The organism is Flavobacterium sp. AK-301 (assembly GCF_058310215.1).
The window spans coordinates 355,389-381,752 of sequence record NZ_JBZEES010000002.1; the positions used below are offsets into that span (position 1 = coordinate 355,389).

The window sequence follows — 26,364 nt, forward strand, 5'->3', positions numbered from 1 at the left end:
GACTTTATCCCCCTTTTAACTAGATTATGTAATTTAATCAGGGCATAAAAAAAGCGGTTTCAATTGAAACCGCTTTTTTCTTATTATACTTTTTCCAACATAATCTCATTAATTATTTCAGGATTAATAAGTGTTGATGTATCGCCAAAATTGGTCATATTATCTTCTCCTTCAGCTATTTTTCTCAAAATTCTACGCATAATTTTACCGGAACGTGTTTTTGGTAAACTTGATACGAACTGTATTTTATCCAGTTTAGCAATCGGTCCGATATGACTGGAAATATACTGATTGATCTCATTAATAAGATTTTCTCTTACTCTGGTCTCTCCTACTTCTTTTAGAGTAATAAAACCATATAGAGCATTTCCTTTTATATCGTGAGGATATCCAACGATAGCAGATTCAGCAACAGCAGGATGTTCATTGATTGCATCTTCTATCGGAGCAGTTCCAAGGTTGTGACCGGATACAATAACAACATCGTCTAATCTTCCTGTAATTCTGTAATACCCGACTTCATCTCTTAAAGCACCATCTCCTGTGAAATATTTACCGGGAAAAGCTTTAAAATAAGTGTCAATATAACGTTGATGATCGTTCCAGATTGTTCTTGCAATACCAGGCCATGGAAACTTGATACATAAACTACCAACTACTTGGTTACCTTCAATTTCATTACGTTTTTCATCCATTAATACTGCCTGAACACCTGGTAAGGGCAATGTAGCATAAGTTGGTTTTGTGGGTGTTACAAAAGGAATTGGAGAAATTAGGATTCCACCGGTTTCTGTTTGCCACCAGGTATCTACTATCGGAGATTTTTTCTTACCAACATGGTCATTATACCAGTGCCATGCTTCCTCATTGATAGGCTCTCCTACTGAACCGAGTACTTTTATTGAGGAAAGATCATATTTATCTACCCATTCTGATTTTTCTTTTGCCAGCGCTCTGATTGCTGTTGGAGAAGTATAGAACTGATTCACTTTATGTTTATCGATCACTTCCCAGAAACGACCGGAGTCCGGATAAGACGGAATTCCTTCAAAAAGAACGGTTGTAGCTCCGTTTAGCAATGGTCCGTATAAAATATAAGAATGTCCTGTTATCCATCCGATATCGGCTGTACACCAAAAAATATCGTCTTCTTCATACTGAAAAATGTTTTTGAATGTATAGGCAGCATAAACCATGTATCCGGCTGTGGTATGTACCATTCCTTTTGGTTTTCCAGTTGATCCGGAAGTATAAAGGATAAATAAAGGATCTTCTGCATCCATTATTTCGGCAACGCTGTTATCCATTGCATTATCTAAAAGAGGCTGTAACCAAAGATCACGTCCTTCAACCATTTTAATATCTGAATTGGTTCTTTTAACAACCAGTACTTTTTCTACAGAAGGTGATTTTTCCAGAGCTTCATCAATAATACCTTTCAGATCAATTGTTTTGTTTCCTCTGTAGCCTCCGTCAGAAGTAATTACCAGTTTACAGGAAGAGTCATTAATTCTGGCAGTAACTGCTGATGATGAGAATCCTGCAAACACAACAGAGTGTACTGCTCCAATTCTGGCACAGGCTAAAATTGCGATTGCTAATTCCGGAATCATAGGTAGATAAATACATACTCTGTCCCCCTTTTTAATGCCCTGATCTCGTATTACATTGGCCATTTTTGAAACACGTTCATATAGCTCATTATAGGTTATATGTAATGATTCTTCTGCCGGGTTATTAGGTTCAAAGATAATAGCTGTTTTATCACCTCGTTTTGCCAGATGTCTGTCTATACAATTCTTTGTAATATTGACTTTTGCATTTGTAAACCACTTAATTTCGGCATCAATCATATTGAATTCTACTACCTTATCCCATTTCTGATACCAGGTGAAGTTTTCTTCAGCAATTTTTCCCCAAAATTTTCTGGGTTCTCTAACCGATTTATTATAATGTTTAAAATACTTTTCTAAACTATCAACTTTGTAATAACTCATTTTTTAAATTTTTAAATTTTCTTCTTTTTTTTATTCTTCTGTTTTTTAATATCTATAAATATAGCTTTTACTTTAATACTATGATAATAAAATGTCTTTTTACTGTTATAAAGATCAATCGCTACCAATATTATTAATAAGAATAGCTTTTGTTTAATTTTTAACTCTTAAAAATAACTTTAGTCTATTTTATAGCTAATATTGTTTTATTTCTAAATAATACTGTTAAATTTTAATATATTATTCTTACTCCTAAAAGCGGGTTCAACTTACAATATTTTTTTCTTATTTTCAAATAAATCTTCAACTTGTTCAACTAATCTTTTTATAGAAAATGGTTTAATAATATATAAATCCGCTCCCAGATTTAATCCTTTTTCTATATCAGATTCTTTACTCTTTGCCGAAAGAAAAATTATCTTACAGTCTTTTAATCTGTTATCACTTTTTATTTGCTCAATGGTAGCATAACCATCAAGATATGGCATCATAATATCCAGAAGAATTACATCCGGTAATTCTTCTTTTAGAATATCCAGAGCTTCCTGACCATCGCGGGCAATAAATACTTCATAATTTTTTTTCCTAAAAGTATATTCTAATGACATTACTATATTAGGTTCATCATCTACAATCAAAATTTTTATACTCATCGCTTCAATTATTATTATACTGGGGTAATATAAAAGTGAACTTCGCTCCTGTTATTTCTAAATTTTCTACCCAGATTTTACCTTTATGGTGCTCTATAATCTGTTTACAAATAGATAATCCTAAACCACTGCCAATTGGTTTTTTAATATTCTGATTTTTTGACTGATAGAATTTATCAAATATAGCTTCAAGATCTTCTGTATTTACTCCTTTGCCATTATCCTGAATTGCTATTGCAATATGATTGTCTGTTACATTGATATCAATCATAATATGCCCTTCTTGTTGGGGACAAAATTTAATCGCATTAGATAATAAGTTATGTAATACTTGTGTAATTCTGTCTTCATCATAAAAAGCCTTTACAATATTTTTTTTAGACATAATATCCACCTTAATTCCTTTATTATCTAGTAAATGTTTTAGATTGTCTAACGTTTTTGATATTGTCAGATAAATATTATTTCGGGTCACATAAATTTTTTGCTTTCCTGATTCAAATTTTTCAAGATCCAATATTTTAGTTATTAAACGATTTAGACGATCTGATTCTGAAATTATATTCTGCAGAAATTTTTTTCTCATTTCTTTAGGAATATCATCGTCATCATATAATATTTCTGTTGCTGCTTTAATAGCTGTAATCGGTGTTTTTAATTCATGTGATATTGTGTCTAAAAAGTCATCTTTTTGCTTGTCCTTTTTTACAAGATTCTCGTTTGCCTTTTGCAACTGTTTTGTGATAACATGTAACTCATCTGATGTTTCAACTAATTTTTTATTAATTATGATATTCTGCTTTGATTCTTCTAATATTTTTAACACTTCAGGCATTGTTATTTTCTCTTCTTTCACTACACTTGAAATTAAAATTTTTGCAGATGCTGTACCAATATGTCCTGTTAGTAAATTTTCAGCATATTTAATTAAACGGGAATCAGCAAGCCGGCTGTCTGATAAAACATCATATTTTACATTAAAATCATGTATTGCTTCAGTTGTTTTTTCTTTTCCTAAAAAACGAAATAAAACTTTTTGAATATCATCGATATAAGCGGTTCCTTTCCATATAAAAGCATTTTCATGCATCATAATATGTTCATCAATATCTACAAACATTTCAGCATAATTTCGTTCTCTGTAATCACTTTTAAAACTAACGGAAAGAATTAAGAACGTAAAACCATTAAATAATAAACTCCAGAATAAGGCATGTGGAATCGTTTCTAAATAATTTAATCCAAATAACTGATATGGTTTTAATAATTCTATTCCAAATAAACCATCCTCAATAAAAGAAGCATTTTGCAACGCATAAGGAATCAGTAAAGTATAACTACACACTAATAGTCCTATTGCTATTCCGGCTATTGCTCCTTTTGAGGAACCTCTTTTCCAGAATAAAGCACCAAAAAAAGAGGGAGCTAACTGTGAAATAATTACAAATGAAATCAATCCTATAGAAAACAAAGAAAACTCCAGTACAAACTGTTTATAAATAATATAGGACAACATAATCAGACTAAAAATTCCAATCTTGCGAATAGTAACAATCTTATTATTATTTTCTGCCTGTTTTTCATTTTTCAAAGCTCCTAAAAATCCATAAGGGATCAATATATTATTGCTGAGCATAATAGAAAGAGAAATAGAGGCTATGACAATCATTGATATAGCTGCAGAAAAACCTCCTAAAAATACCATCAGAGTTACTATGTTGTTATTAAAAAACTGTGGTATCAACAAAGAATAAGTATCAGAATTAAGGTTCTGCCCTTTAAACAAAATGTTTCCTCCCCACGCAATCGGATATACAAAAATATTGAACAGGAATAAATACAATGGAAACAACCAGATTGCCTTTTTTAAATGTCTTTCTCTGTTATTTTCAACAACTGAAACATGAAACTGTCTTGGTAACAAAAAAATAGCAAAAAGAGATAAAAGACATAAAAACATCCAGTTTATAGCCTGTGGTATTCCTCCTATTGTATTTCGTTTTACAAAATCGGGCAGTACAGAAGCCTGTTTATAGATGTCTTCAAACCCATCAAAAACAAAAAACGTTACATATATCCCCACAATCAGAAAGAAGATTAGTTTTAGAGCAGACTCTAATGCTACAGCTGTTATAATTCCTCTTCTTTTTTCAGAAGCATCTACATAACGTGTGCCGTAATAAGAGGCAAATAAAGCTAATGAAATAGAAACATAGGTAGCAGTGTCATTAAAAATACTTGAAGTTATTTCAGTTTTGGTTATTACATGAAAAGTATCTGAAATTGCTTTTAGCTGCAATGAGATATAAGGTAGAACAGCTAATATGCAAAGAAGCGCAACAACTGCTCCCAGAGTTCTGTTATTACCATATCGCAAAGATATAAAATCTGCAATACTCGATATTTTATTCACTTTGGATATTCTGATAATCTTCCTCATGATAACAATCCACGCAGGAATAATTATAACGGGACCTATATATACAGTAAGATAATTTAAACCACTATCTGCCGCTACACCTATACTTCCATAATAGGTCCAGGCGGTACAAAAAACAGCTAAAGACAGCGTATAAACATATGGATTATTAATCCACTTACTGTTTATTTTTTTCTCAGACCAGTGTGCTGTAAAAAAAAGTACGCTTAAATAAATTAGTAAAATCAATAAAACACTGATACTATTCATAATCCCTGTTAATAATAAAATAAGACACCAGAACTGTTAACAACCAGCAACTGAATATATATACATAAATGACCGGTATTCCAAAAACACTCTGAGTACTGTCAAATAATAGTAATATTGGCACATTTAATCCTACTAGTAGTAAAATGGTCAGAATCACTAACTTCTGTTCGTAACGTGTTCTCATTTATATTCTTTTTAACCTATAAACAGCCCCTGATGAAAAACAGGAGCTGTTGTATATTTACATGAAATTAAATCTTATAGTCTTTCTTCGTCATATTCACCTATAAGTGCGTAATATCCAAAAGTTGCTAATCCTATTACAATTAATGGTGTTAATACTAAAAGTATAATAATACCAAATACCAGATCTTCTTGTTTACCGGAAATTAACTTCGGTATACCAAATATGAAGATACAAAAATAAGCAGCCGCAAAGGCTAATGCTAACCAAACTATGCCTAATATTCTTTTAATTTTATCCATAATGTCTTTATTTATTCGGTTACTTTTTTATTTTTTCTGTCTAAATAGATCATCCCTATAACGAAACAAATCGCTGAAATAACAATTGGATACCACAATCCTTCTAAATAGAATTCTGTATTTCCGGCATCTTTTGCATTAGATACAAAATAGGTTGAAATAGCCGGTAATAACCCTCCGAAAATTCCATTACCTACGTGATATGGTAAAGACATCGAAGTATATCTGATCTTAAGCGGGAACATTTCAACCAAAAAGGCTGCAATAGGACCATAAACCATAGTAATAAAGATAACTTGAATAAATACTAAAAAGATAAGCATCCATTTATCTCCTGATATAATATTTAGTGTTGTTTTAGTGTCCGTCTGAACATGTCCGTCAGTTATTATATATTTACCATTATCTAAATGTACCGTTTTAATCTGATGAAACAGAGTGCCATCTGTAAATTCTTTCGTAGTAACATAAGTGGAATCTACTGAACCTGTTTTATTTTCCTTTACTCCCGCTATTATTTTTGTTTTTTCTGTTATTTCCGTTTTATTCTCAACATTTGTAGTCTGATACATCTGTTTGTAAATCGGTCGATATAAAAAGATCGCCAAAAGCATTCCGGTCATCATAATACTTTTTCTTCCTATTTTATCACTCAACCAACCAAAAACCACAAAGAACGGAGTTGCTGCCAACAACGCAATTCCTAATAATTCATCTACTTGAGAAGAGTCTACAGACATTACTGTTTTCATAAAACTCATTGAATAAAACTGTCCGGTATACCATATTACACCCTGCCCCATGGTTGCCCCGAATAAAGCCAGTAATACAAATTTTAAATTATAACGATTTCCAAAACTTTCTTTTAATGGATTAGTACTTGTTTTTCCTTCCGCCTTTGCTTTTGCAAAAACAGGAGATTCATGCATATTCTTACGGATTAAATAAGACACAAATACCATAATAATTGAAATCCAGAATGGTACTCTCCATCCCCATTCATCAAATGCTTCAGCAGAAAGAGAGCCCTTTGTAATAAGGATAACCACTAAAGAAATAAAAAGTCCAAAAGTAGCCGTCGTCTGAATCCATGAAGTCCAATAACCGCGCTGTCCAATAGGTGCATGTTCTGCCACATAAGTTGCAGCTCCTCCATACTCACCTCCCAAAGCCAGCCCCTGTAATAAACGTAATACTAAAACCAGAATAGGTGCTAAATAGCCTATACTGTCATAACTGGGAACACAGCCTATTAAGAAAGTAGCTCCTCCCATTAAAAGCAAAGTAACCATAAAAGTATATTTTCTTCCGATTAAATCTCCCAGCCTTCCAAAAAAGAGGGCTCCGAACGGACGAACGACAAATCCAGCTGCAAAGGTTGCTAAAGTGGATAAAAAGGCCGCTGTAGGATTGTCTGAAGGAAAGAATTTTGTTGAAATAACAACTGCTAAACTACCAAAAATAAAGAAGTCATACCATTCAATTAATGTTCCCATTGAGGAAGCGGAAATAACTTTCCAAATTCCTTTTGTTGATTTTTTATCTGTATTCATAAAAAGTATTTTATAGAGTTAATAGATTATTATAGATAAATCATAGCCTGTAATGTAACTGTACCTGTTTTATCATCCCCGAATTTTTCATTCTTATATTCTAAAGTCAATTTTGAATTATGTCCGTTCAAATAGATATTTCCTCCTATACCAAATATGTTTCTGTTGTCATCTACAGCATCATAACTATTAGACGCATAAGAAACATAAGGTTGAAATTTTGTTAGTTTTGTAGTAGGCAGGACATATCCCATATGACCATAAAGCATACTTCCCGTACCGTAAGCATTGTATAGATAATTATGCCCGTAATCATTGTTCTGATAAGTAGCATAAGCAGTGATAGCCCCTTTATTCTCTCCAAGCGGAGCGTCATAAAAAGCATCTACAGCAAAAATGGTTACATTCTCCCCTTTTAATGCTGTTCCGTCAAGAATAACACTCCCCTTTGGATGAGCAAAAAAACCAGCTCCTATATTGAATATTTTTTTAGTTCCTAAATATGAACCTACTTTATAAGGAAGGAAATTAGATTCTGTTTCAAGAATATTATATTCAAAATACCCTGCATACGTTTTCCCTGAATGTTTTGATCCTTTCAGTCTTCTTCCCCCGTAAACAGCATATGCAGAAGAGGCATCTCTTTCGTCTAAACCGCTGTTAATAGCTTCATTTACAGAAATACGATACTGGAATTTATCAAAACTTCCTTTAGCATATATCCCCAAATGTCTTGCAAACTGATCTGACAAACCCAGAGTTGCCCACGATTGACGATTATTATCCAGTGTCAGAAAGTTCATTGTACTTGTATTATTTAAACGGGAAATACCATTCCAGTAATGCAAACCGGAACCGATAGCATGATCTTTGGACAAACTATACTGAGCCCATACATCATGAAAGAAAAGCTGAGAACCTTCTCCTTTACCTAAAGGAGACATTGTATTCGCATTAAGAGAGTTTAAACCGAAATGAGTTAATATTAAAAATTTATCACTTATCTGAGCATAAGTAAGAATTCTAGCTCTTCTTAAACTTATTGAAGTAGTGCTTTCATCATTAGGAACATTGTCATTGTACTGTCCCCAAGCCTGTGCCCAGGCAATTATACGAACGTACTTTTTTCCTTCTGGATCTAAATTAAATTTCATTCCACTACCATAATCTGGCGATCCCTGAGAAAAACATTTTAAGGATAAAAGCAGAAGAAACGCTATTAAGCTGATTTGTTTCATAAATGTGTTAGTTTTGGTTAGTTTAAGTAATTTTATTGTACTGCCAAATTCTAACAAATGAAACAACAAACAAAAAACAGGTATATCTTTTTGTAAAGTATATAGTTAATCTTTAAATCTTTTCCATTTTATCAGCATAAATTTATCCCCTAACTCTGTTATAATCATGCCTGCACCGGAAAGCTGTCCCTTATTTTTAATATATTCTACCAGCTCTAAATGATTCAATATTTTATATGTGGGATGATAATCTGTCTGAGAAGGCTTCTTTACTTTAAATTCCTTTACCCAGTTGCTTACTGTTACATGGGAGATCCCCAGAATACGCTCTATTTCTCTAAAACTTAATCCTTCCAGATGTAACTGAAGTGCTTTAATTACATAGTAAGTATCTATCTTTTTCCCTATTTTATTAACCGTAAAATAATAGTTACAGGATTTACATAAATACCTTTGTTTATCTTTGATAACACCACTTTTTGTGATTTTTTTATTATAACATTTCGGGCATTCTAAAATCTCCATGTATATATATTTTGCATAAATATACTAAATTAGCAATTATAATAATTATTATTACATAAAAAAACCAATTTAAAAATACACACAGTGTAATTTTAAATTAAAATAATTACACAATCAATAATTATTAAGTAAAATAACAAAAAATGGAGATCCCTTAGAAAAGGGATATGTTTTATTATTGCTATCGCTATTGAAGCCAACTGCCTTCTTATTATTTAAAATAAGTGAGGTTTAAAATATTAATAATTTATTAATTCTTTTAAAACTTTCTCAAATCTATTTTTTGGTAAATACTGATCTTCTAGTGTTTTTGTAAACGGAATAGGTGTTTCTAAACTGGCAACTCGTCTTACCGGAGCATCAAGATATTCAAAACACTCTTCCATAATCATAGCCGATATATCACTTGCTATACCTCCAAACATAGAATCTTCCTGTAGAATAATTGCTTTACCTGTTTTCTTAACAGAATTAAAGATCGCTTCTGTATCTAATGGCTGCAAAGTACGTAAATCCAGCACATCTGCTTTTATATCAGCAATATGAGACAAAGTCTCTACTGCCCAGTGTACCGCCGCTCCAAAGGCGATAACTGTTATATCTGTTCCTTCTTTCAATAAAGCAGCTTTTCCAAAAGGTAATGTATAATAGTCCTTTGGCACTTCCTGATAAATACTTCTGTATAGTTGCTTATGTTCAAAAAACAATACAGGGTTCGGATCATTGATCGCAGTTGCTAATAAACCTTTAGCATCATAAGGAAACGCCGGATAAACGACTTTTAATCCCGGTGTTTTTGTAAACCACGCCTCATTGGTCTGAGAATGAAAAGGTCCTGCCTGTACTCCTGCTCCACAAGGCATCCGAATCACTACATCTGCTTTTTCCTGCCATCTGTAATGGGTTTTTGCTAAATAATTTACAATAGGATTAAATCCTGTAGAAACAAAATCTGCAAACTGCATTTCAATAACCGATTTATAATTATTTATCGAAAGCCCCATCCCTACAGAAATAACAGCTGATTCACATATAGGTGTATTAACGACTCTTTCTTTTCCAAATTCAGCAACAAAACCTTCTGTTATTTTAAAAGCTCCACCATATTCGGCAATATCCTGCCCCATAAGTATTAGGTTAGGGTAACGTTCCATAGACTGTTTTAATCCTTGTGAAACAGCATCTATAAAACGAATATTTTCTTTTTCTTCGGAAGGAGTAACTCCCTCATAATCAAAGTGTTTATACACATCTTTTAATTCATTACTTACCGTAGACTCAATTGGTAACTCATTAAAAGCCAATTGTATATGTTCTTCTATTTCTTTTCTGATAGCCGTTCGCAAAGCATCATCCGATTTTGGTTTCAGAACTCCCGTTTCCAATAAAAAATCTCTGTAATTATTTATCGGATCTTTCATCGTCCATAAATCGGTCAGTTCCTGCGGAACATATTTCGTTCCACTGGCTTCTTCATGTCCCCGCATCCTAAAAGTTTTAAATTCTATCAGAACCGGTCTCGGGTTTATTCGCATAGAAGCTGTTATTGCTGATAACTCAGTATAAATCTCTAAAATATTATTACCATCAATAATATGAGATTCCATTCCATAACCAATCCCTTTATCTGCAAGATCCTTACAGCGGTATTGTTCATTTACAGGAGTAGACAAACCATATCCATTATTTTCAATGACAAATAATACCGGTAGATTCCATACGGAAGCAATATTCAGAGCTTCATGAAAATCTCCTTCACTGGTTGCTCCCTCGCCTGTAAAAACAGCGGTAACTTTTCCTTTTTTATGTAATTTATCTGCTAAAGCAATTCCGTCCGCAACACCTAGTTGTGGTCCTAAATGCGAAATCATTCCAATTATCTTATATTCCTGTGAACCAAAATGAAAAGAACGATCCCTTCCTTTAGTAAAACCATTTGCTTTTCCCTGCCATTGTGAGAATAATCGATATAATGGAATATCTCTGGTTGTAAAAACACCTAAGTTTCGGTGCATTGGCAAAATATATTCTTCTTTATCCAGTACAGCAGTAACACCAACTGCTATTGCTTCCTGCCCAATTCCTGAAAACCATTTTGAAATTCTTCCCTGACGTAATAAAATAAGCATTTTCTCTTCTATTAATCGAGGCTTGACCAATTTTTTATATAAATCTATTAATACTGTATCAGAGATATTCTTTCTGTCAAAATTCATAGTCTTTTGGTTTGTAAAGTAGGTTTCTAATGTTTCTCAAATGTATAAAAAAATAACAATCGTAACCTCAAATGTTACAGTATTTTAAACAAAGACAGAAACGTAGTATTCTAATGCATACTATATTAGTAATAAAGACTATATCTTTTAAAATTTCATTATGAAATGATGCGTTTTTCAAGTAAATATTCTGTTCTGTTTTTTATATATCCGATAAACAAAATTTCTTTGAACTATCTTGAAAATTGTATGAATAAAAATAACTCTAAACAGTTTTAGAAATATCGTAATCAGAGAATATTTATAGGAACGTTTAGTAGAGTTTAGGTTTAATTAAAAATAAATCTTATTTTTATAGTCTATAAAAAAAGGTATTAAATGTGCTTAAATGTCTTTTTAGTTTTTATATTATTTTAAAAATATGGCAAAAAAAATAAATAGTTTAGAAGACTTAGGAGGTTTTGTTTTTTCTACTAATGAAAATTTTGAATTCAACAACAAATCTAATCAGGAAGAAACATTAACTCCCAATAAACAAAGACTTGAAGCTCATTTGGATAAAAAAAACAGAGGTGGAAAAGTAGCTACAATTATAAAAGGATTTCAGGGAACAGAAGAAGATTTAAAAACTTTAGGAAAGCTCCTAAAAACAAAATGTGGTGTAGGAGGCTCTGTAAAAGATAATGAAATCATTATTCAGGGTAATTTCAGAGATAAAGTAATGCAGATTCTTCAAAGTGAAGGATATAATATAAAACGTGTAGGATCTTAGGATAGTTGATAGTTGATAGTTGATAGTTGATAGTTGATAGTTGATAGTTGATAGTTGAAATCTACTATATCTACAAATACTTATTCTTTTTTACTGCTTCTTTTTTATACACAAAAAACACTTAGTTATTCTATTGAATATTTCTCATCCGGGAGATACTCACTGCAAAATAACTTTAAACGTTAAACAAAAAAATTTAAACATTAAATATTTCAAATTACAATTTATGAAAATAAAATCATCAGAATTGATACTAAACCCAGACGGAAGTATCTACCATTTAAATTTAAAACCTGAACATATTGCTAAAGATGTGATCTTTGTAGGAGATCAGAACCGTGTAGAAAAAATCACAAAACATTTTGATTCTATAGAATTCACGATTCAAAAAAGAGAATTCAAAACACAAACCGGAACCTATAAAGGTAAGCGTATTACAGTAATGTCAACAGGTATAGGTCCTGATAATATTGATATTGCAATAAATGAATTAGATGCATTAGTAAATATTGATCTTAATACAAGAGAAATCAAACCTGAATTAACCTCTTTAAATATTATTCGTATAGGAACTTCTGGTTCTCTTCAAGCAGATATCCCGGTAAATAGCTTTGTAATGGCTCTATACGGTTTAGGATTAGATAATATGCTTCGCTCCTATTTAATTGATTCCATTGTCGAAACAGAATTGGAAGATGCTTTTATTGCACATACTAACTGGGATTTACGTAAAGGAAAACCTTATATAATTAAAGGAAGTTCTGTTTTAGAAAACAGATTATCAGGAGAAGAAGTAATTAAAGGCTTTACAGGTACTGCTGGTGGTTTTTATGGTCCACAAGGACGTGTTTTACGTTTAGGAATACAAGATCCACAACTAAACTCTAAAATAGATAGTTTTAATTATAAAGGCACGCGCGTAACAAATCTTGAAATGGAAACGAGTGCTATATACGGATTATCAAAGCTATTAGGTCACCAAGCCTTATCTTTAAATGTTATTATTGCTAATAGAGCTAACGGAACCTTTAGTGAAGATCCTTATAAAGCAGTAGATGAATTAATTATCTATACGTTAAACAAACTGGCACAATAAATTTTTGTGTTTTTAAAACAATAGTATAGAGGCACAACCGTGCCTCTATACTGTTTTAAAAAATATTATTTCAGTACACCATGTGTTTTAAGATATTCCGATGGTCTTTGCCCCATCAGTTTTAAAAAAGTAGTACTGAAAGTTGGTACACTATTATAGCCTACTAATGTAGCTACCTCACTTACTGATAATTTTCTTTCCTGTAATAATTCAATTGCCTTTAAAATACGTTGAATTGTAAAAAACTGGATAAAGGACATATCCAGATCTTTCTGAAATAATCGAGATAAAGAACGTTCACTAAAACCAAATCGTTTTGCCAGTTTAGAAAACAAAATTGTTTCATCTAAACGCTTCTCTAGATAGCTTACTATTTTTTTTAATCGTATATCTTTCGGATAAGGTAAAGATAATTGCAAATTTAAAGGACATATTTCTGGTAATACAGCCTCAAAGGCAAGCGCAATTCTATAACTAGATACCTCTTTCTTAGTGATATCCCCTTTCCATCTATTCGTAAATAAGATTAGTTGCAGTAACAATTCATTTACAGGATAAATCCCTTCCTGTTTATAGAAAAACGCTTCCTTTTCTTCTACCGGAAAATACAGATTTCGCATAATAACATTGGGTGAATTAGGATGAATACTATGTGTAATACCTGCCGGAATCCACATAAAATGTCTTGCAGGTAAAAAATAAGTTTTGGTTTCAGTTTTCACATATACAATACCACCTTCTGTATAAAGAAATTGTGATTTTTTATGTTTATGGGTTGAAATAAATAATTCTCCCATTAAATCATGATGACAGTAAATACTATCTGGATTTTTGTCAACCTCAGTTAAATAATACCTATCATTAATTTTAAAATCTTTCATGGCGTAATTTAATAAATATTTGGCTTATTATAATATTAGGTCATTTATTATTTTTTGTAAACTTGTAAGTGATAGTTATAATGAAATTAATATTCATGGATTTAAGTCGTATACAGTATAAAGAATTAAAAAATAAAGTCATTACAGCTGAAGAAGCTGCTAAGTTTATAAAAGATAAAATGGTAGTGGGAACCAGTGGTTTTACAAAAGCTGGTGATAGTAAAACCGTTTTGCCAGCTTTTGCAAAAAGAGCACAAAATGAAAATATATCTATTACTTTAATGACAGGAGCTTCTTTGGGCTACAATACAGATGCTGATTTAGCGGCGAATAAAGCTCTTTATAAAAGAATGCCTTTTCAGTCAGATCCGGTATTAAGAAACGCTATTAATAATGGTGAGGTTATGTATGTTGACCAACATTTGAGTGAAACAGCAGAATTTCTTAATAATAAGCATCTGCCTCCTATGGATCTGGCAATTATTGAAGCCGTTCTGATTGAAGAGAATGGGAATATAGTACCCACAACTTCCGTAGGAAACTCTGCTAATTTTGCTGCTTTAGCAAAAGAAATCATTATAGAAATAAATACATCAATGCCTGTTGAATTTAAAGGTATTCATGATATTTTTATACCTTCAGAATATCCACATCGCAATGTTATCGGAATAACTGCCGCAAATACCAAAATTGGAAATACCTCAATTACAATTGATACTAAAAAAGTAATTGGGGTTGTTTTTACCAACATCCCGGATAGTCCTGCTCAAATTAATGAACCGGATGAAAAAACGATTGCAATTGCAAATCATCTTATAAACTTTTTTGAAAAAGAAGTAGAAAAAGGAACCTTGACACCTTCATTACTTCCTTTACAGGCTGGAATTGGAAAAATAGCAAATGCTGTTCTTTCCGGCTTTAAAAAAGGAAATTTCAAAAACCTAACTATGTATTCAGAAGTTTTACAGGACAGTACTTTTGAACTTATTGATTCCGGTAAAATGGATTTTGCTTCTGCTTCTTCAATTACTATCTCTGATGAATGCTATCAACATTTTATTCAGAATTTTGAAAAATATAAAGATAAAATCGTACTCCGCCCGCAAAACATCAGTAATGCTGCTGAGGTAATCAGGCGTTTGGGAATTATAGCTATTAATACCGCCATTGAATTCGATATCTATGGTAATGTCAACTCTACCCATATCAATGGTACTAAAATGATGAATGGTATCGGTGGTTCCGGAGATTTTGCAAGAAATTCATATATCAGTATTTTTGTTTGTCCGTCTGTTTCTAAAGAAAATAATGCTATTTCACACGTTGTTCCTATGGTTCCACACGTAGATCATAATGAACATGACGTAAATATTCTTGTTACAGAACAGGGATTAGCAGATTTACGCGGTTTAGCCCCAAGAGAACGGGCAAAAGTTATAATTGATAACTGTGTTCATCCGGATTATAAAGATACTTTAAGAGATTATTTTAATGATGCGTGTACATCAGGTGGTCATACCCCCCATAACTTAGATGAAGCCTTTTCATTTCATAAGAGATTAAAAGAAAAAGGCTCCATGAAAAGGTAGTTTTTAGTTATTGTTTTTTTATTGTAAAAACTTTCTTTGAAGGTGCTTTTTTAGCATGTTTTAAAGAAAGTTTTTTATTTCTAATAATTATATTTGTATATCAGATTCATAATATCTTTATAAAAAAAATATTATGAATTATTCCCTTTGTATATTTGATATAAATAATTCAGAAATTTATTAAAAGTAATGATTACAATAAAAATAGCCGGTGTTCCGGAGCATTTTAATTTACCTTGGCATCTATGTATCGAAAACAATGAATTTGAACAGGAAGGGATTAATCTGGAATGGACAGATGTTCCTGAAGGTACTGGTAAATTATGTGATATGCTTCGCAATAAAGAAACAGACATTGCAATCATACTTACAGAAGGAATAATTAAAGATATCATAGCAGGAAACCCTTCTAAAATTGTACAAACCTATGTCGAATCGCCTTTAGTCTGGGGAATTCATGTAAATGCGAAATCCAATTTTACTTCTTTATCGGATTTAAAACATACAAAAACAGCTATTAGCAGATACGGTTCCGGATCTCATCTAATGGCTTTTATAAATGCAGAAAAACAAGGATGGGCAACAGAAGATTTGCAATTTGAAATTATCAATACTATTGACGGAGCAGTTGAAGCATTAACAAATAATACCGCAGATTATTTTATGTGGGAACGTTTTATGACAAAACCACTGGTAGATAACGGTACATTCAGACGACTGGCAGACTGCCCCACTCCATGGTCCTGCTTTGTAATTGCTGTACGAAATGATATTTTAGAAAAGCAACCCGAAACCATTCAGAAAATAATAAATATCATAAACCAGACCACTAAAGAATTCAAAGACATTCCAAGCATAGACAGAACATTATCTGAAAGATATAATCAAAAAACAGAAGACATTCTCGAATGGCTATCTCTAACACACTGGTCCCAAAAACAACTTTCCAAAAAAACAGTAGAAACAGTTCAGGAAAAATTATTTAATTTAAAAATTACTGATAAAAAAATAGATTATAGAACTATAATAAAAGAATAAAAAACAATATTTGTATTCTGCTAAATCAGATATGACAGAGATCAAAAAAATAAGATTCAAAGAGGTTATTGATAAAGTAAGGATAAAAAAGCCCTGGGATAATATAATTATTCTTGTTCTGAATATTCTTATCGCAGTACCTCTTTTTATTATTATTCACCAGAATATCATTGATCCGGACTGGTCTTTTCATATTGACAGAATCCTCCTTTTCATACTGATAATAGTTATCATACAGTTAATATTACGCTTTCTCAGAACATTCATTATCCTCTGTCTTCTCATTTATATTGTTATATTATTATATGGAACATTGCTGGGGAATTATGGTTTTTCCGAAGTATATGAAGACTATCGTTCAATGGTATACACCATGGCTGATGATCCAAATCCTCAAGATATAATCATTTCAAAACTTTTACCTTTCCCCAATAAAGCAAAAATTATTGATGCAGTAGAATTTGAAAATCCGGGAGTCAGAAATTTTGCCTTAATGGCTACAACAAAACATTTCAGAGACATAAAAGGATATAATGAATACCGAAGAATTATACAGAGTTTTGCTGTATTTAAAGAAATTAGAAATAACTGGAATTATGTAAATGACCCGAAAGGAAGAGAATACATTGCCCGTGCCAGTGAATCCCTGATGCATTTATCCGGTGATTGTGACGATCACGCCATATTTATGGCCGCATGTATCAAATCTATAGGAAGTACTCCCAGAATCATCCATACAGGTGGACACATGTATCCTGAAATGCTCATTGGTAATAAAGCAGACCTTGAAGCAGTCAATTACTTAATTAAAGAAGTATTATTTGTAGAAGAAAGTAAAGGAAAAGAAATTCACTACCATATAGACGAACGTGGACAAATCTGGCTTAATCTGGATTATACTGCCCGATATCCCGGAGGACCGTTCATGTCCGAAGAAATTTTAGGAGCCCTAACCTTAAATTGATAGTTACTAATTGATAGTTGATAGTTTTTTGTAAGAAGTAAAACGTTATTAGTAAAATGTGAGATGTGATTAGTAGCTAAGCTAACTTTAAACTTTAAACTAAAATTTTATAATGATTTTAACTACTCAGCAAACCACTAACTGAATCTATTGAAAACTGAGACTGAAAACTGAATACCGGATACTAAGACTTTTTACCTATTTTTGCAGTTCAAATTGCTTGATAAAGAAAAATGATTACGATTACAGATAAAACTTTAAAAGACCTTGAATTTTCTACTATTCTGGAAACCATCTCGGAAATATGTAATACCGAAATAGGAAAACAGAAAGCACTGGAAATTATACCTTTCAAAGACAAAGAAACATTAATGGATGCTTTGCTCCAAACCTCTGAATATTTATCTTCCTTTGATAATAATAATGCTCTGCCTAATCATGGTTTTGACGCTATTACAAATGAAATTAAATTTTTAAATATTGAAGATAGTTTCCTTGAGACGGGAAGCTTTAGAAAAATTGCTACTATTTCTGAAACAGTAAATACTTTACTTATATTTCTGAAAAAATTCAGTGAATATTACCCAACTCTTAATACAAGAGCTTCTCAGGTAACACTTACCAAAGATATTATTCAAAAAATTGATGAAATAGTAGACAAATATGGTGAGATTAAAGACAATGCATCGCCAAGTCTGGCAAATATTCGCAGAGATATTAATCTTGTAAAAGGAAAGATCAATCAAAGCTTCGGAATGGCGTTGAGTAGCTATAACGGTTTAGGTTATTTAGATGATATCAAAGAATCTATTGTAGAAAACAGACGCGTTTTGGCTGTTTTAGCAATGTATCGCAAAAAAGTGAAAGGCTCTATACTCGGTAACTCAAAAACAGGAAGTATCACCTATATTGAACCAGAAGCCACCTTACGTTATTCTAGAGAACTGAATAATCTGGAATATGAAGAAAAAGAAGAAATTACCAGGATATTAAAACAACTGAGTAACTTTATCAGACCCTTCACCCCTCTTTTGGCGGATTATCAGGAATTTCTCAGTGATATTGATGTTGTTGCAGCAAAAGCAAAATATGCGAATAAAATTAGCGGAATTCTGCCGGCAATAACAGATGAAAGAAGACTTTATTTCAGAGACGCTTTTCACCCTATTTTATATCTGAACAATAAAAAGAAAAACCTAACTACCTTTCCTCAAACGATAGAATTACATCAGGAAAACAGAGTTATTGTCATATCAGGACCAAATGCAGGAGGTAAAAGTATCACCTTAAAAACAATAGGTCTTCTACAATTAATGCTACAAAGCGGAATGCTGATCCCGGTACATGAGCGCAGTGAAACATTCCTGTTTGACAGGATCATGACAGATATCGGAGATAATCAATCCATTGAGAACCATCTGAGTACCTATAGTTATCGATTAAAAAACATGAATTACTTCCTTAAAAAGTGTAATGATAAAACCATGTTCTTAATTGATGAATTCGGTACAGGTAGTGACCCCGAATTAGGAGGAGCTCTAGCAGAAGTTTTCTTAGAAGAATTCTATCACCGTGAAGCATTTGGCATTATTACAACACACTATTCCAATTTAAAAATACTGGCAAACGAACTGCCTTTTGCAACCAATGCTAATATGCTTTTTGATGAAAAAACATTAGAGCCCTTATATAAGCTTATTTTGGGACAGGCAGGGAGTTCTTTTACTTTTGAAGTTGCTCAGAAAAATGGAATTCCTTTCGGTTTAATTAATCGTGCCAAGAAAAAAATAGAAAAAGGAAAAGTCCGATTTGATAAAACTATTGCCACCTTACAGAAAGAACGCTCTAAACTAGAAAAAACGTCTCAGACACTAAAAGTTGAGGAAACAAAAACCCGTGAAGAAGGCAAAAAAATGGAAAATATTAATTCTAAAATTCAGCAGAAACTGGAAAGTTATCAAGAATTATATGACTCCAATCAGCGCCTAATCTATATAGGACAAAAAATAGATGACATCTCTGAAAAGTATTTTAATAATAAAAACAAAAAAGAACTGATCGGAGAATTTCTGAAAACTGTAGAAATCGAAAATTCTAAACGTAAAAAAGTTTCTGCTAAAGAAACAAAAGAAAAGGAGATCAAGAAAAAAGAAGTGATCAAAGAAGTAACGGCTATTGTTGAAGAAATCCGTCAGGAGAAAAAAGAAAAAAAAATAAAGGCTATAAAACAGGACGCTGAAAAACCAAAAGTTCCTTTAAAAATTGGCGATCGTGTAAGAATGATTGATGGTAAAGCAGTGGGAAGCATTGATAACATTGAAAAAAATAAAGCAACCGTAAATTACGGTATCTTTACTTCAAAAGTAAGTTTAGAACAATTGGAATTAGTTGAAGCTGTAAAGAAATAACAGAAAACAAAAATGGAAAATTTACCTAAAGATAAAAAAATAATATTGTTTGACGGAGTTTGCAATCTCTGCGATTCAATAGTTCAGTTTGTCATTAAAAGAGATAAAAAGGATCAATTCAGATTTGTTGCTTTGCAATCTGATCTTGGACAAAAAATTATTCATTATCTGAAGATTGATACAACAAAAATAGATTCTATTATTCTGTATGAACCTGGAGTTGCCTATTATTATAAAGCAAACGCGGCTTTAAAAATAGCTCGATATCTGGGAGGAATAATAGCTGTAATTTCCTTATTCAGCTTTTTACCAGATAGTTTAAAAAACAATGTTTATGATTACATTGCTAAAAATCGTTATAAATGGTATGGTAAAAAAGAATCCTGTATGATACCTACACCGGAATTAAAAGAAAAATTTTTATAAAAAAACCTCTGTAATTTGATCTGTATTGCTTTGCAAAGTCTCTGACTTTGTGAAAGTGTTAGTCAGTCTCCGACTGACGTTATTGAGTAATTTTCAAAGATCAAGAGACCTTTATTTACCCCTGCAAAGTCAGAGACTTTGCAAAGCAAGAGGATTTCTCCTAACAGGTTTCTTTTAACCTGTTAGGTATTGTCTTTCGTATCTGTGTCTGCTCTTCAATGTTTCCAATCAAAGCCATAAGGAACTTTTTCCGATGGGGCGATTATTAGATTATTCGACTGCTAAATAGTCTGTTTCTGCAAATCATATTGAAGCCTCAATACTCTTAAATTACATATCTGACAGTTGTATTTATTTCAAATACATATTATTATATTTAAAGTGTTAAAATTTTAACCTTAATATGGTTTATTGTTTATTAAAAAGACACATTGTTACTTTTTTACGATTTATAACCACTTTTGGCAACTTATAACTCTTTATGACTCCTTTTAATACCTTTCTAACACCCTCTTATTTACCTTTTTTATCTTTTTAATAATTACCCGTATTAAATTTACTCCCTCAATTTAAAAAAAATTAGATCATTAAAATGAAAAAGTTATTTTCCGGACTAGTAAGTCTATTTGTTTTTACTACTGTTTTTTCTCAGACCGGTATTGGCACATATACCCCTGAAGGTGCTCTGGACGTCTCTTATTCTAATAATAAATGGGGCTTAGTTCTTCCTCAGATTGACCAGGCGGAGAACACCGAAAATCCTACAGGGAAGTCTATAAAAAAAGGAACTATTGTTTATGATTTGGAAGAAAACTGTGTTAAATATTTTGATGGCTCAGAGTGGAGTGGATGCTTCTTAGTTTCTAATCCTTTTGACCTAAAATGCAGTTCAGCTGTTCTGAATAAAGATATTATTGCTAATTACCCAATCACTGCCGGAACAACTGTTTCCATTCCTTATTCTAATGAAGGAGAGATTCTGGTGCATGAAGGATCTACTATTCAATCAACGGGTGTAACCGGATTAAAAGCGATTCTTTCCTCGGGTTCTCTTAATAAGGGTTCGGGTAATCTGGTATTGTCTGTTTCAGGAACTCCTTCTGCCATAGGCCAGGCTAAATTTCCTTTGAATATAGCAGGAGTGCATTGTGAGTTTGTTATTACTGTAAAGGATAATACAGAGATTATTAACCTGAAATGCAGTTCGGCTGTTCTGAATAAAGATATTATTGCTAATTACCCAATCGCTACCGGAACAACCGTTTCAATTCCTTATTCTAATGAAGGAGAGATTCTGGCGCATGAAGGATCTACTATTCAATCAACGGGTGTAACCGGATTAAAAGCGGTTCTTTCTTCAGGTTCTCTTAATAAGGGTTCCGGTAATCTGGTATTATCTATTTCAGGAACTCCTTCTGCCATAGGTCAGGCTAGATTTCCTTTGAATATAGCAGGAGTACATTGTGAGTTTGTTATTACTGTGCAGCATATTACAGAGTTTATTAACCTGAAATGCAGTTCGGCTGTTCTGAATAAGGATATTATTGTTAATTCCCCAGTCTCTGCCGGAACAACAGTTGCCATCCCTTATTCTAATAAAGGAGAGATTCTTACTTATACAGGATCTACTATTCAATCAACGGGTGTAACCGGATTAAAAGCGGTTCTTTCTTCAGGTTCTCTTAATAAGGGTTCCGGTAATCTGGTATTATCTATTTCAGGAACTCCTTCTGCCATAGGTCAGGCTAGATTTCCTTTGAATATAGCAGGAGTACATTGTGAGTTTGTTATTACTGTGCAGCATATTACAGAGTTTATTAACCTGAAATGCAGTTCGGCTGTTCTGAATAAGGATATTATTGTTAATTCCCCAGTCTCTGCCGGAACAACAGTTGCCATCCCTTATTCTAATAAAGGAGAGATTCTTACTTATACAGGATCTACTATTCAATCAACGGGTGTAACCGGATTAAGAGCTGTTCTTTCTTCAGGTTCTCTTAATAAGGGTTCCGGTAATCTGGTATTGTCTATTTCAGGAACTCCTTCTGCCAAAGGTCAGGCTAAATTTCCTTTGAGTATAGCAGGGATATATTGTGAGTTTGTTATTACTGTAAAAGATGTTCCTATAACTAATCTTACTTGCGGTCTAAATAATCAATTAAACTATGCTACACTAAGGGGTAAACATATAATAAACGGAAAAGAAGTGATGGTTAGTTATAATACTTCAAATGCAGCTATCAATTACAACAGGGTAACTTATTGTAGTCAGACTGTAGCATCTAACAGTATCCATTTAGGGTATAATAATCGTGCGAGCATTCTTACCATTACCTTTTCCCGCCCTGTAACTAATGTAGGAATCGCTTTTACAAGTGCAGAACAAAACGAAATATTTACCTTTACGACAAATGGAAACCAACCAATTAAACTAGGGCTTAATAGTTCTTGCCAAGGAAACATCCTCATAAATAATAATCAAATAGGTTTTCCCTATAATGGTGTTTCAGCGGGAAGTATTACTGTAGGGGGAACATGGTTTACAGAGTTAAAAATTCAACATAACGGAAAAAGAGACGGATCGTTATTCACTTTCTGTTTAAATAACACCAGTGCTCAATAAATAGATGGGGCGATTATTAGATGATTGACCTACCTATACTATAGTTTAAATACCCTAACAGGTTTCTTTTAACCTGTTAGGTATTGTCTTTCTTAACCCTCCGATATCTACTACTTTATTTTTGAATGATTTATAAGACGATTGGATTTTTAGATAGAGCGATTATTAGATTATTCGACTGCTAAATGGTCTGTTTCTGCAAATCATATTGAAGCCTCAATACTCTTAAACTACATATCTGACGATTATCTTTATTCACATACAGATTATTATATTTAATGTATTAAATTTTAACTTTAATCCGGTTTATTGTTTATGAAAAAGACACATTGTTACTTTTTTACGATTTACAACTCTTTTTGGCAACTTATAACTCTTTATAACTCCTTTTAATGCCCTTCTAACACCCTCTTTTTTACCTTTTTAATCTTTTAAATAATTACGCATATTAAATTTGCTCCCTCGATTTAAAAAAATTAGATAATGAAAATGAAAAAGTTATTTTCCGGACTATTAAGTCTATTTGTTTTTACTACTGTATTTTCTCAAACCAGTATCGGTACGCATACTCCTGAAGGTGCTCTGGACATCTCTTATCCTAATAATAAATGGGGCTTGGTTCTTCCTCAGATTGATCAGGCGAAGAACACCGAAAATCCTACAGGGAAGACTATAAAAAAAGGAACTATTGTTTATGATTTGGAAGAAAACTGTGTTAAATATTTTGATGGCTCAAAGTGGAGCGGATGCTTCTTAGTTCCTAATGCTTTTGACCTAAAATGCAGTTCGGCTGTTCTGAATAAAGATATTATTGCTAATTCCCCAGTCTCTGCCGGAACAACCGTTTCGATTCCTTATTTTAATAAAGGAAAGATTCGTGCTTATGAAGAGTCTACTATTCAATCTGAGGGCATAACCGGATTGAAAGCCGTTCTTTCTTCGGGTTCTCTTGAAAAGGACTCCGGTAATCTGGTATTTTCTATTTCAGGAACCCCTTCTGCCAAAGGTCAGGCTAAATTTCCTTTGAGTATAGCAGGAGTACATTGTGAGTTTGTTATTACGGTAAAGGAATATACAGAGATTGTAGCTCCGGCTATAACGAATCTTACTTGTGATCTAAATAATCAATTAAACTCTGATACACTAAATGGTACACATATAATAAACGGAGAAGAAGTCAAGGTTACTTATACTTCTTCAAATGTAACTACCTATTCTTCTCATACTGATTGTGAGGTGACCACAATAAATAAAAATTTCTATTTAAAGGGTTCTATTACCATTACCTTTTCCCGTCCTGTAACGAATGTAGGAATAGCTTTTACAGATGGAGATCCCGGTGAAGTGTTTACCCTTACGACAAATGGAAAACCCATTCAGCTAAAAAGTAATAGTTCTTGCCAAGACAAAATCAGCATAAGTGATAATAAAATAAGTTTCCTTGGTAACAGCACTGTAGGGGGAAATATTACTGTAGGGGGAACATGGTTTAAAGAGTTAAAACTTGAACATAACGGACAAAGAAACGGTGCTTTATTTGGTATCTGTTTAAATAATGCCAGTGCTCTTTAATTCCGATGGGGCGATTATTAGATTATTTGACCTCTAAATGGTCTGACCTTCCCTATACTATAGTTTTAATATCCTAACAGGTTTCTTTTAACCTGTTAGGTATTGTCTTTCTTAACCCTCCGATATCTACTACTTTGTTTTTGAATGATTTATAAGACGATTGGATTTTTAGATAGGACGATTATTAGATTATTCGACTGCTAAATGTGTCTATTTCTGCAAAAGTATCTGACCTTCCTAATATAGTTTTAATATTAAGCATTAAAGGAAGAACAAAAGTCAATCATTTTGCTGACAAAAAGATGAAATCGCTTTTACAGATGTGTACCCGAGCGATAGCGAACGGACGAAGTAATTAAAAACTATCAACTATAAAATAAGTCTATTTATACGTTTTATTAATCAGATAGTAATCTGCCAATACAAGCGCTGCCATAGCCTCAACAATAGGCACGGCACGAGGAACAACACACGGATCGTGGCGTCCTTTACCATGCATTGCGACAAGAGTACCATCTCTGTCTATTGTTTGCTGTTCCTGCATTATTGTAGCAACCGGTTTGAAAGCTACTCTGAAATAAATATCCATTCCGTTGCTGATTCCGCCTTGTATTCCGCCGGAAAGATTGGTTTTTGTTGTCCCGTCAATATTATACAAATCATTATGCTCACTTCCTTTCATTTTTGCTCCACAAAAACCACTTCCATATTCAAACCCTTTTACAGCATTAATAGAAAGCATTGCTTTACCTAATTCTGCGTGTAGTTTATCAAAAACAGGCTCTCCTAATCCGATAGGAACATTCTGAATGACACAGGTTACAGTACCTCCAACGGTATCTCCTTGTTTTCTTATCTCTTTAATATAGGCTTCCATCTTCTCTGCTGATTTCTGATCCGGACAACGGACAGGATTACTTTCAATTAATGAAAAATCCAGATCCTGATAGGGCTTATCAATAAATATATCCCCTACAGATGATACAAAAGCATTTATCTTAATTTCAGGTAGCATCTGTTTTGCGATAGCTCCTGCCGCTACTCTACTAGCTGTTTCCCTTGCTGAACTTCTTCCTCCTCCACGATAATCACGAATACCATATTTCTGTTCATATACATAATCAGCATGGCTCGGTCTGAAAGTATCTTTTATATGAGAATAATCATCCGATTTCTGATTCGTATTCGGTATAATAAAACCAATAGGTGTTCCGGTAGTTTTTCCTTCAAAAATACCGGAAAGAAACTGTACTTCATCCGATTCTTTTCTTTGTGTAACAATTGCAGACTGACCTGGTTTTCGGCGAACCATTTCTTTCTGGATCGCTTTAAAATCTAATTCTATTCCTGCAGGACAACCATCTATAATTCCACCTAAAGCCTCTCCATGCGACTCTCCGAAAGTGGTTATTTTAAATAGATTTCCAAAAGTATTTCCTGCCATAATATATTTTTCAACAAAAGTAACAGTTATAGCTTTAAATAAAAAATTATGAAGTATGAAAATATGATATTCAAGTTTAACATGTTAAAATTTGAATAGTATATTAATACAAAAAAACAATTACATAGTTGATAATGATGTAGTTATGTAATAAAAAATTATAAAAAAACTACAATAAACAATATATAATA

General features: G+C 32.6%; 20 protein-coding genes. 9 read left to right on the forward strand and 11 right to left on the reverse strand.

Annotated features, from left to right (window positions below; genetic code table 11):
* Positions 1 to 83: 83 nt before the first annotated feature.
* The 9 genes from acs to AC4FQX_RS05150 all read right to left on the reverse strand — a co-directional run bounded on the left by acs (position 84) and on the right by AC4FQX_RS05150 (position 11,360).
* Positions 84 to 1,997, reverse strand: a complete 1,914-nt coding sequence (gene acs, locus AC4FQX_RS05110) for an acetate--CoA ligase (RefSeq protein ID WP_491166597.1) — start codon at positions 1,995 to 1,997, stop codon at positions 84 to 86.
* Positions 1,998 to 2,266: 269 nt separating this feature from the next.
* Entirely contained in the window at positions 2,267 to 2,650 is a 384-nt protein-coding gene (locus AC4FQX_RS05115) for a response regulator (protein WP_491166598.1), read from the reverse strand.
* A 4-nt stretch (positions 2,651 to 2,654) separates the two neighbouring features.
* Entirely contained in the window at positions 2,655 to 5,339 is a 2,685-nt protein-coding gene (locus AC4FQX_RS05120; protein ID WP_491166599.1) for an ATP-binding protein, read from the reverse strand.
* On the reverse strand, positions 5,332 to 5,526 hold the full coding sequence (locus AC4FQX_RS05125) for a hypothetical protein (protein ID WP_491166600.1): 195 nt from the start codon (positions 5,524 to 5,526) through the stop codon (positions 5,332 to 5,334). The genes AC4FQX_RS05120 and AC4FQX_RS05125 overlap by 8 nt, the downstream gene beginning before the upstream one ends.
* 74 nt (positions 5,527 to 5,600) lie before the next feature.
* Entirely contained in the window at positions 5,601 to 5,828 is a 228-nt protein-coding gene (locus AC4FQX_RS05130) for a DUF6814 family protein (RefSeq protein ID WP_491166601.1), read from the reverse strand.
* An 11-nt stretch (positions 5,829 to 5,839) separates the two neighbouring features.
* The gene (locus AC4FQX_RS05135; RefSeq protein WP_491166602.1) at positions 5,840 to 7,381 is read right to left on the reverse strand and encodes an MFS transporter; all 1,542 of its coding nucleotides are present in this window, start codon (positions 7,379 to 7,381) and stop codon (positions 5,840 to 5,842) included.
* A 29-nt stretch (positions 7,382 to 7,410) separates the two neighbouring features.
* On the reverse strand, positions 7,411 to 8,619 hold the full coding sequence (locus AC4FQX_RS05140) for a hypothetical protein (protein WP_491166603.1): 1,209 nt from the start codon (positions 8,617 to 8,619) through the stop codon (positions 7,411 to 7,413).
* Between the two features lie 105 nt (positions 8,620 to 8,724).
* The gene (locus AC4FQX_RS05145) at positions 8,725 to 9,144 is read right to left on the reverse strand and encodes a transposase (protein WP_491166604.1); all 420 of its coding nucleotides are present in this window, start codon (positions 9,142 to 9,144) and stop codon (positions 8,725 to 8,727) included.
* Between the two features lie 239 nt (positions 9,145 to 9,383).
* A complete protein-coding gene (locus tag AC4FQX_RS05150; RefSeq protein ID WP_491166605.1) occupies positions 9,384 to 11,360 on the reverse strand; it encodes an alpha-ketoacid dehydrogenase subunit alpha/beta in 1,977 nt (658 codons plus the stop codon).
* A gap of 421 nt (positions 11,361 to 11,781) precedes the next feature.
* On the opposite strand from AC4FQX_RS05150, the gene AC4FQX_RS05155 reads away from it, so the two are divergent.
* A complete protein-coding gene (locus AC4FQX_RS05155; RefSeq protein ID WP_491166606.1) occupies positions 11,782 to 12,132 on the forward strand; it encodes a translation initiation factor in 351 nt (116 codons plus the stop codon).
* A 226-nt stretch (positions 12,133 to 12,358) separates the two neighbouring features.
* Positions 12,359 to 13,228, forward strand: a complete 870-nt coding sequence (locus tag AC4FQX_RS05160) for a nucleoside phosphorylase (protein ID WP_491166607.1) — start codon at positions 12,359 to 12,361, stop codon at positions 13,226 to 13,228.
* A gap of 65 nt (positions 13,229 to 13,293) precedes the next feature.
* On the opposite strand, the gene AC4FQX_RS05165 is transcribed toward AC4FQX_RS05160, so the two are convergent.
* Positions 13,294 to 14,109 carry a helix-turn-helix domain-containing protein gene (locus AC4FQX_RS05165; protein ID WP_491166608.1) on the reverse strand — a complete coding sequence of 272 codons (816 nt, stop codon included), beginning with the start codon at positions 14,107 to 14,109 and terminating at the stop codon, positions 13,294 to 13,296.
* An 80-nt stretch (positions 14,110 to 14,189) separates the two neighbouring features.
* Here AC4FQX_RS05165 and scpC point away from each other — a divergent pair, with 80 nt between their 5' ends.
* From scpC to AC4FQX_RS05200, 7 genes are all read left to right on the forward strand, one after another.
* Positions 14,190 to 15,698, forward strand: a complete 1,509-nt coding sequence (scpC, locus tag AC4FQX_RS05170; RefSeq protein ID WP_491166609.1) for a succinyl-CoA:acetate CoA-transferase ScpC — start codon at positions 14,190 to 14,192, stop codon at positions 15,696 to 15,698.
* 189 nt (positions 15,699 to 15,887) lie between these two features.
* Positions 15,888 to 16,736, forward strand: a complete 849-nt coding sequence (locus AC4FQX_RS05175) for a substrate-binding domain-containing protein (RefSeq protein ID WP_491166610.1) — start codon at positions 15,888 to 15,890, stop codon at positions 16,734 to 16,736.
* Positions 16,737 to 16,767: 31 nt separating this feature from the next.
* Positions 16,768 to 17,700 (forward strand): transglutaminase-like domain-containing protein, encoded by a 933-nt coding sequence (locus AC4FQX_RS05180; RefSeq protein ID WP_491166611.1) that lies wholly within the window; start codon positions 16,768 to 16,770, stop codon positions 17,698 to 17,700.
* A gap of 233 nt (positions 17,701 to 17,933) precedes the next feature.
* Positions 17,934 to 20,108 (forward strand): endonuclease MutS2, encoded by a 2,175-nt coding sequence (locus AC4FQX_RS05185; RefSeq protein WP_491166612.1) that lies wholly within the window; start codon positions 17,934 to 17,936, stop codon positions 20,106 to 20,108.
* A gap of 12 nt (positions 20,109 to 20,120) precedes the next feature.
* Entirely contained in the window at positions 20,121 to 20,534 is a 414-nt protein-coding gene (locus AC4FQX_RS05190) for a thiol-disulfide oxidoreductase DCC family protein (RefSeq protein ID WP_491166613.1), read from the forward strand.
* A 592-nt stretch (positions 20,535 to 21,126) separates the two neighbouring features.
* Entirely contained in the window at positions 21,127 to 23,157 is a 2,031-nt protein-coding gene (locus AC4FQX_RS05195) for a phage tail-like protein (RefSeq protein WP_491166614.1), read from the forward strand.
* Between the two features lie 489 nt (positions 23,158 to 23,646).
* Positions 23,647 to 24,729, forward strand: a complete 1,083-nt coding sequence (locus AC4FQX_RS05200) for a phage tail-like protein (RefSeq protein WP_491166615.1) — start codon at positions 23,647 to 23,649, stop codon at positions 24,727 to 24,729.
* Between the two features lie 382 nt (positions 24,730 to 25,111).
* Here the strand turns inward: AC4FQX_RS05200 and aroC are convergent, their stop codons facing one another.
* A complete protein-coding gene (gene aroC, locus AC4FQX_RS05205) occupies positions 25,112 to 26,173 on the reverse strand; it encodes a chorismate synthase (protein ID WP_491166616.1) in 1,062 nt (353 codons plus the stop codon).
* Positions 26,174 to 26,364 lie beyond the last annotated feature (191 nt).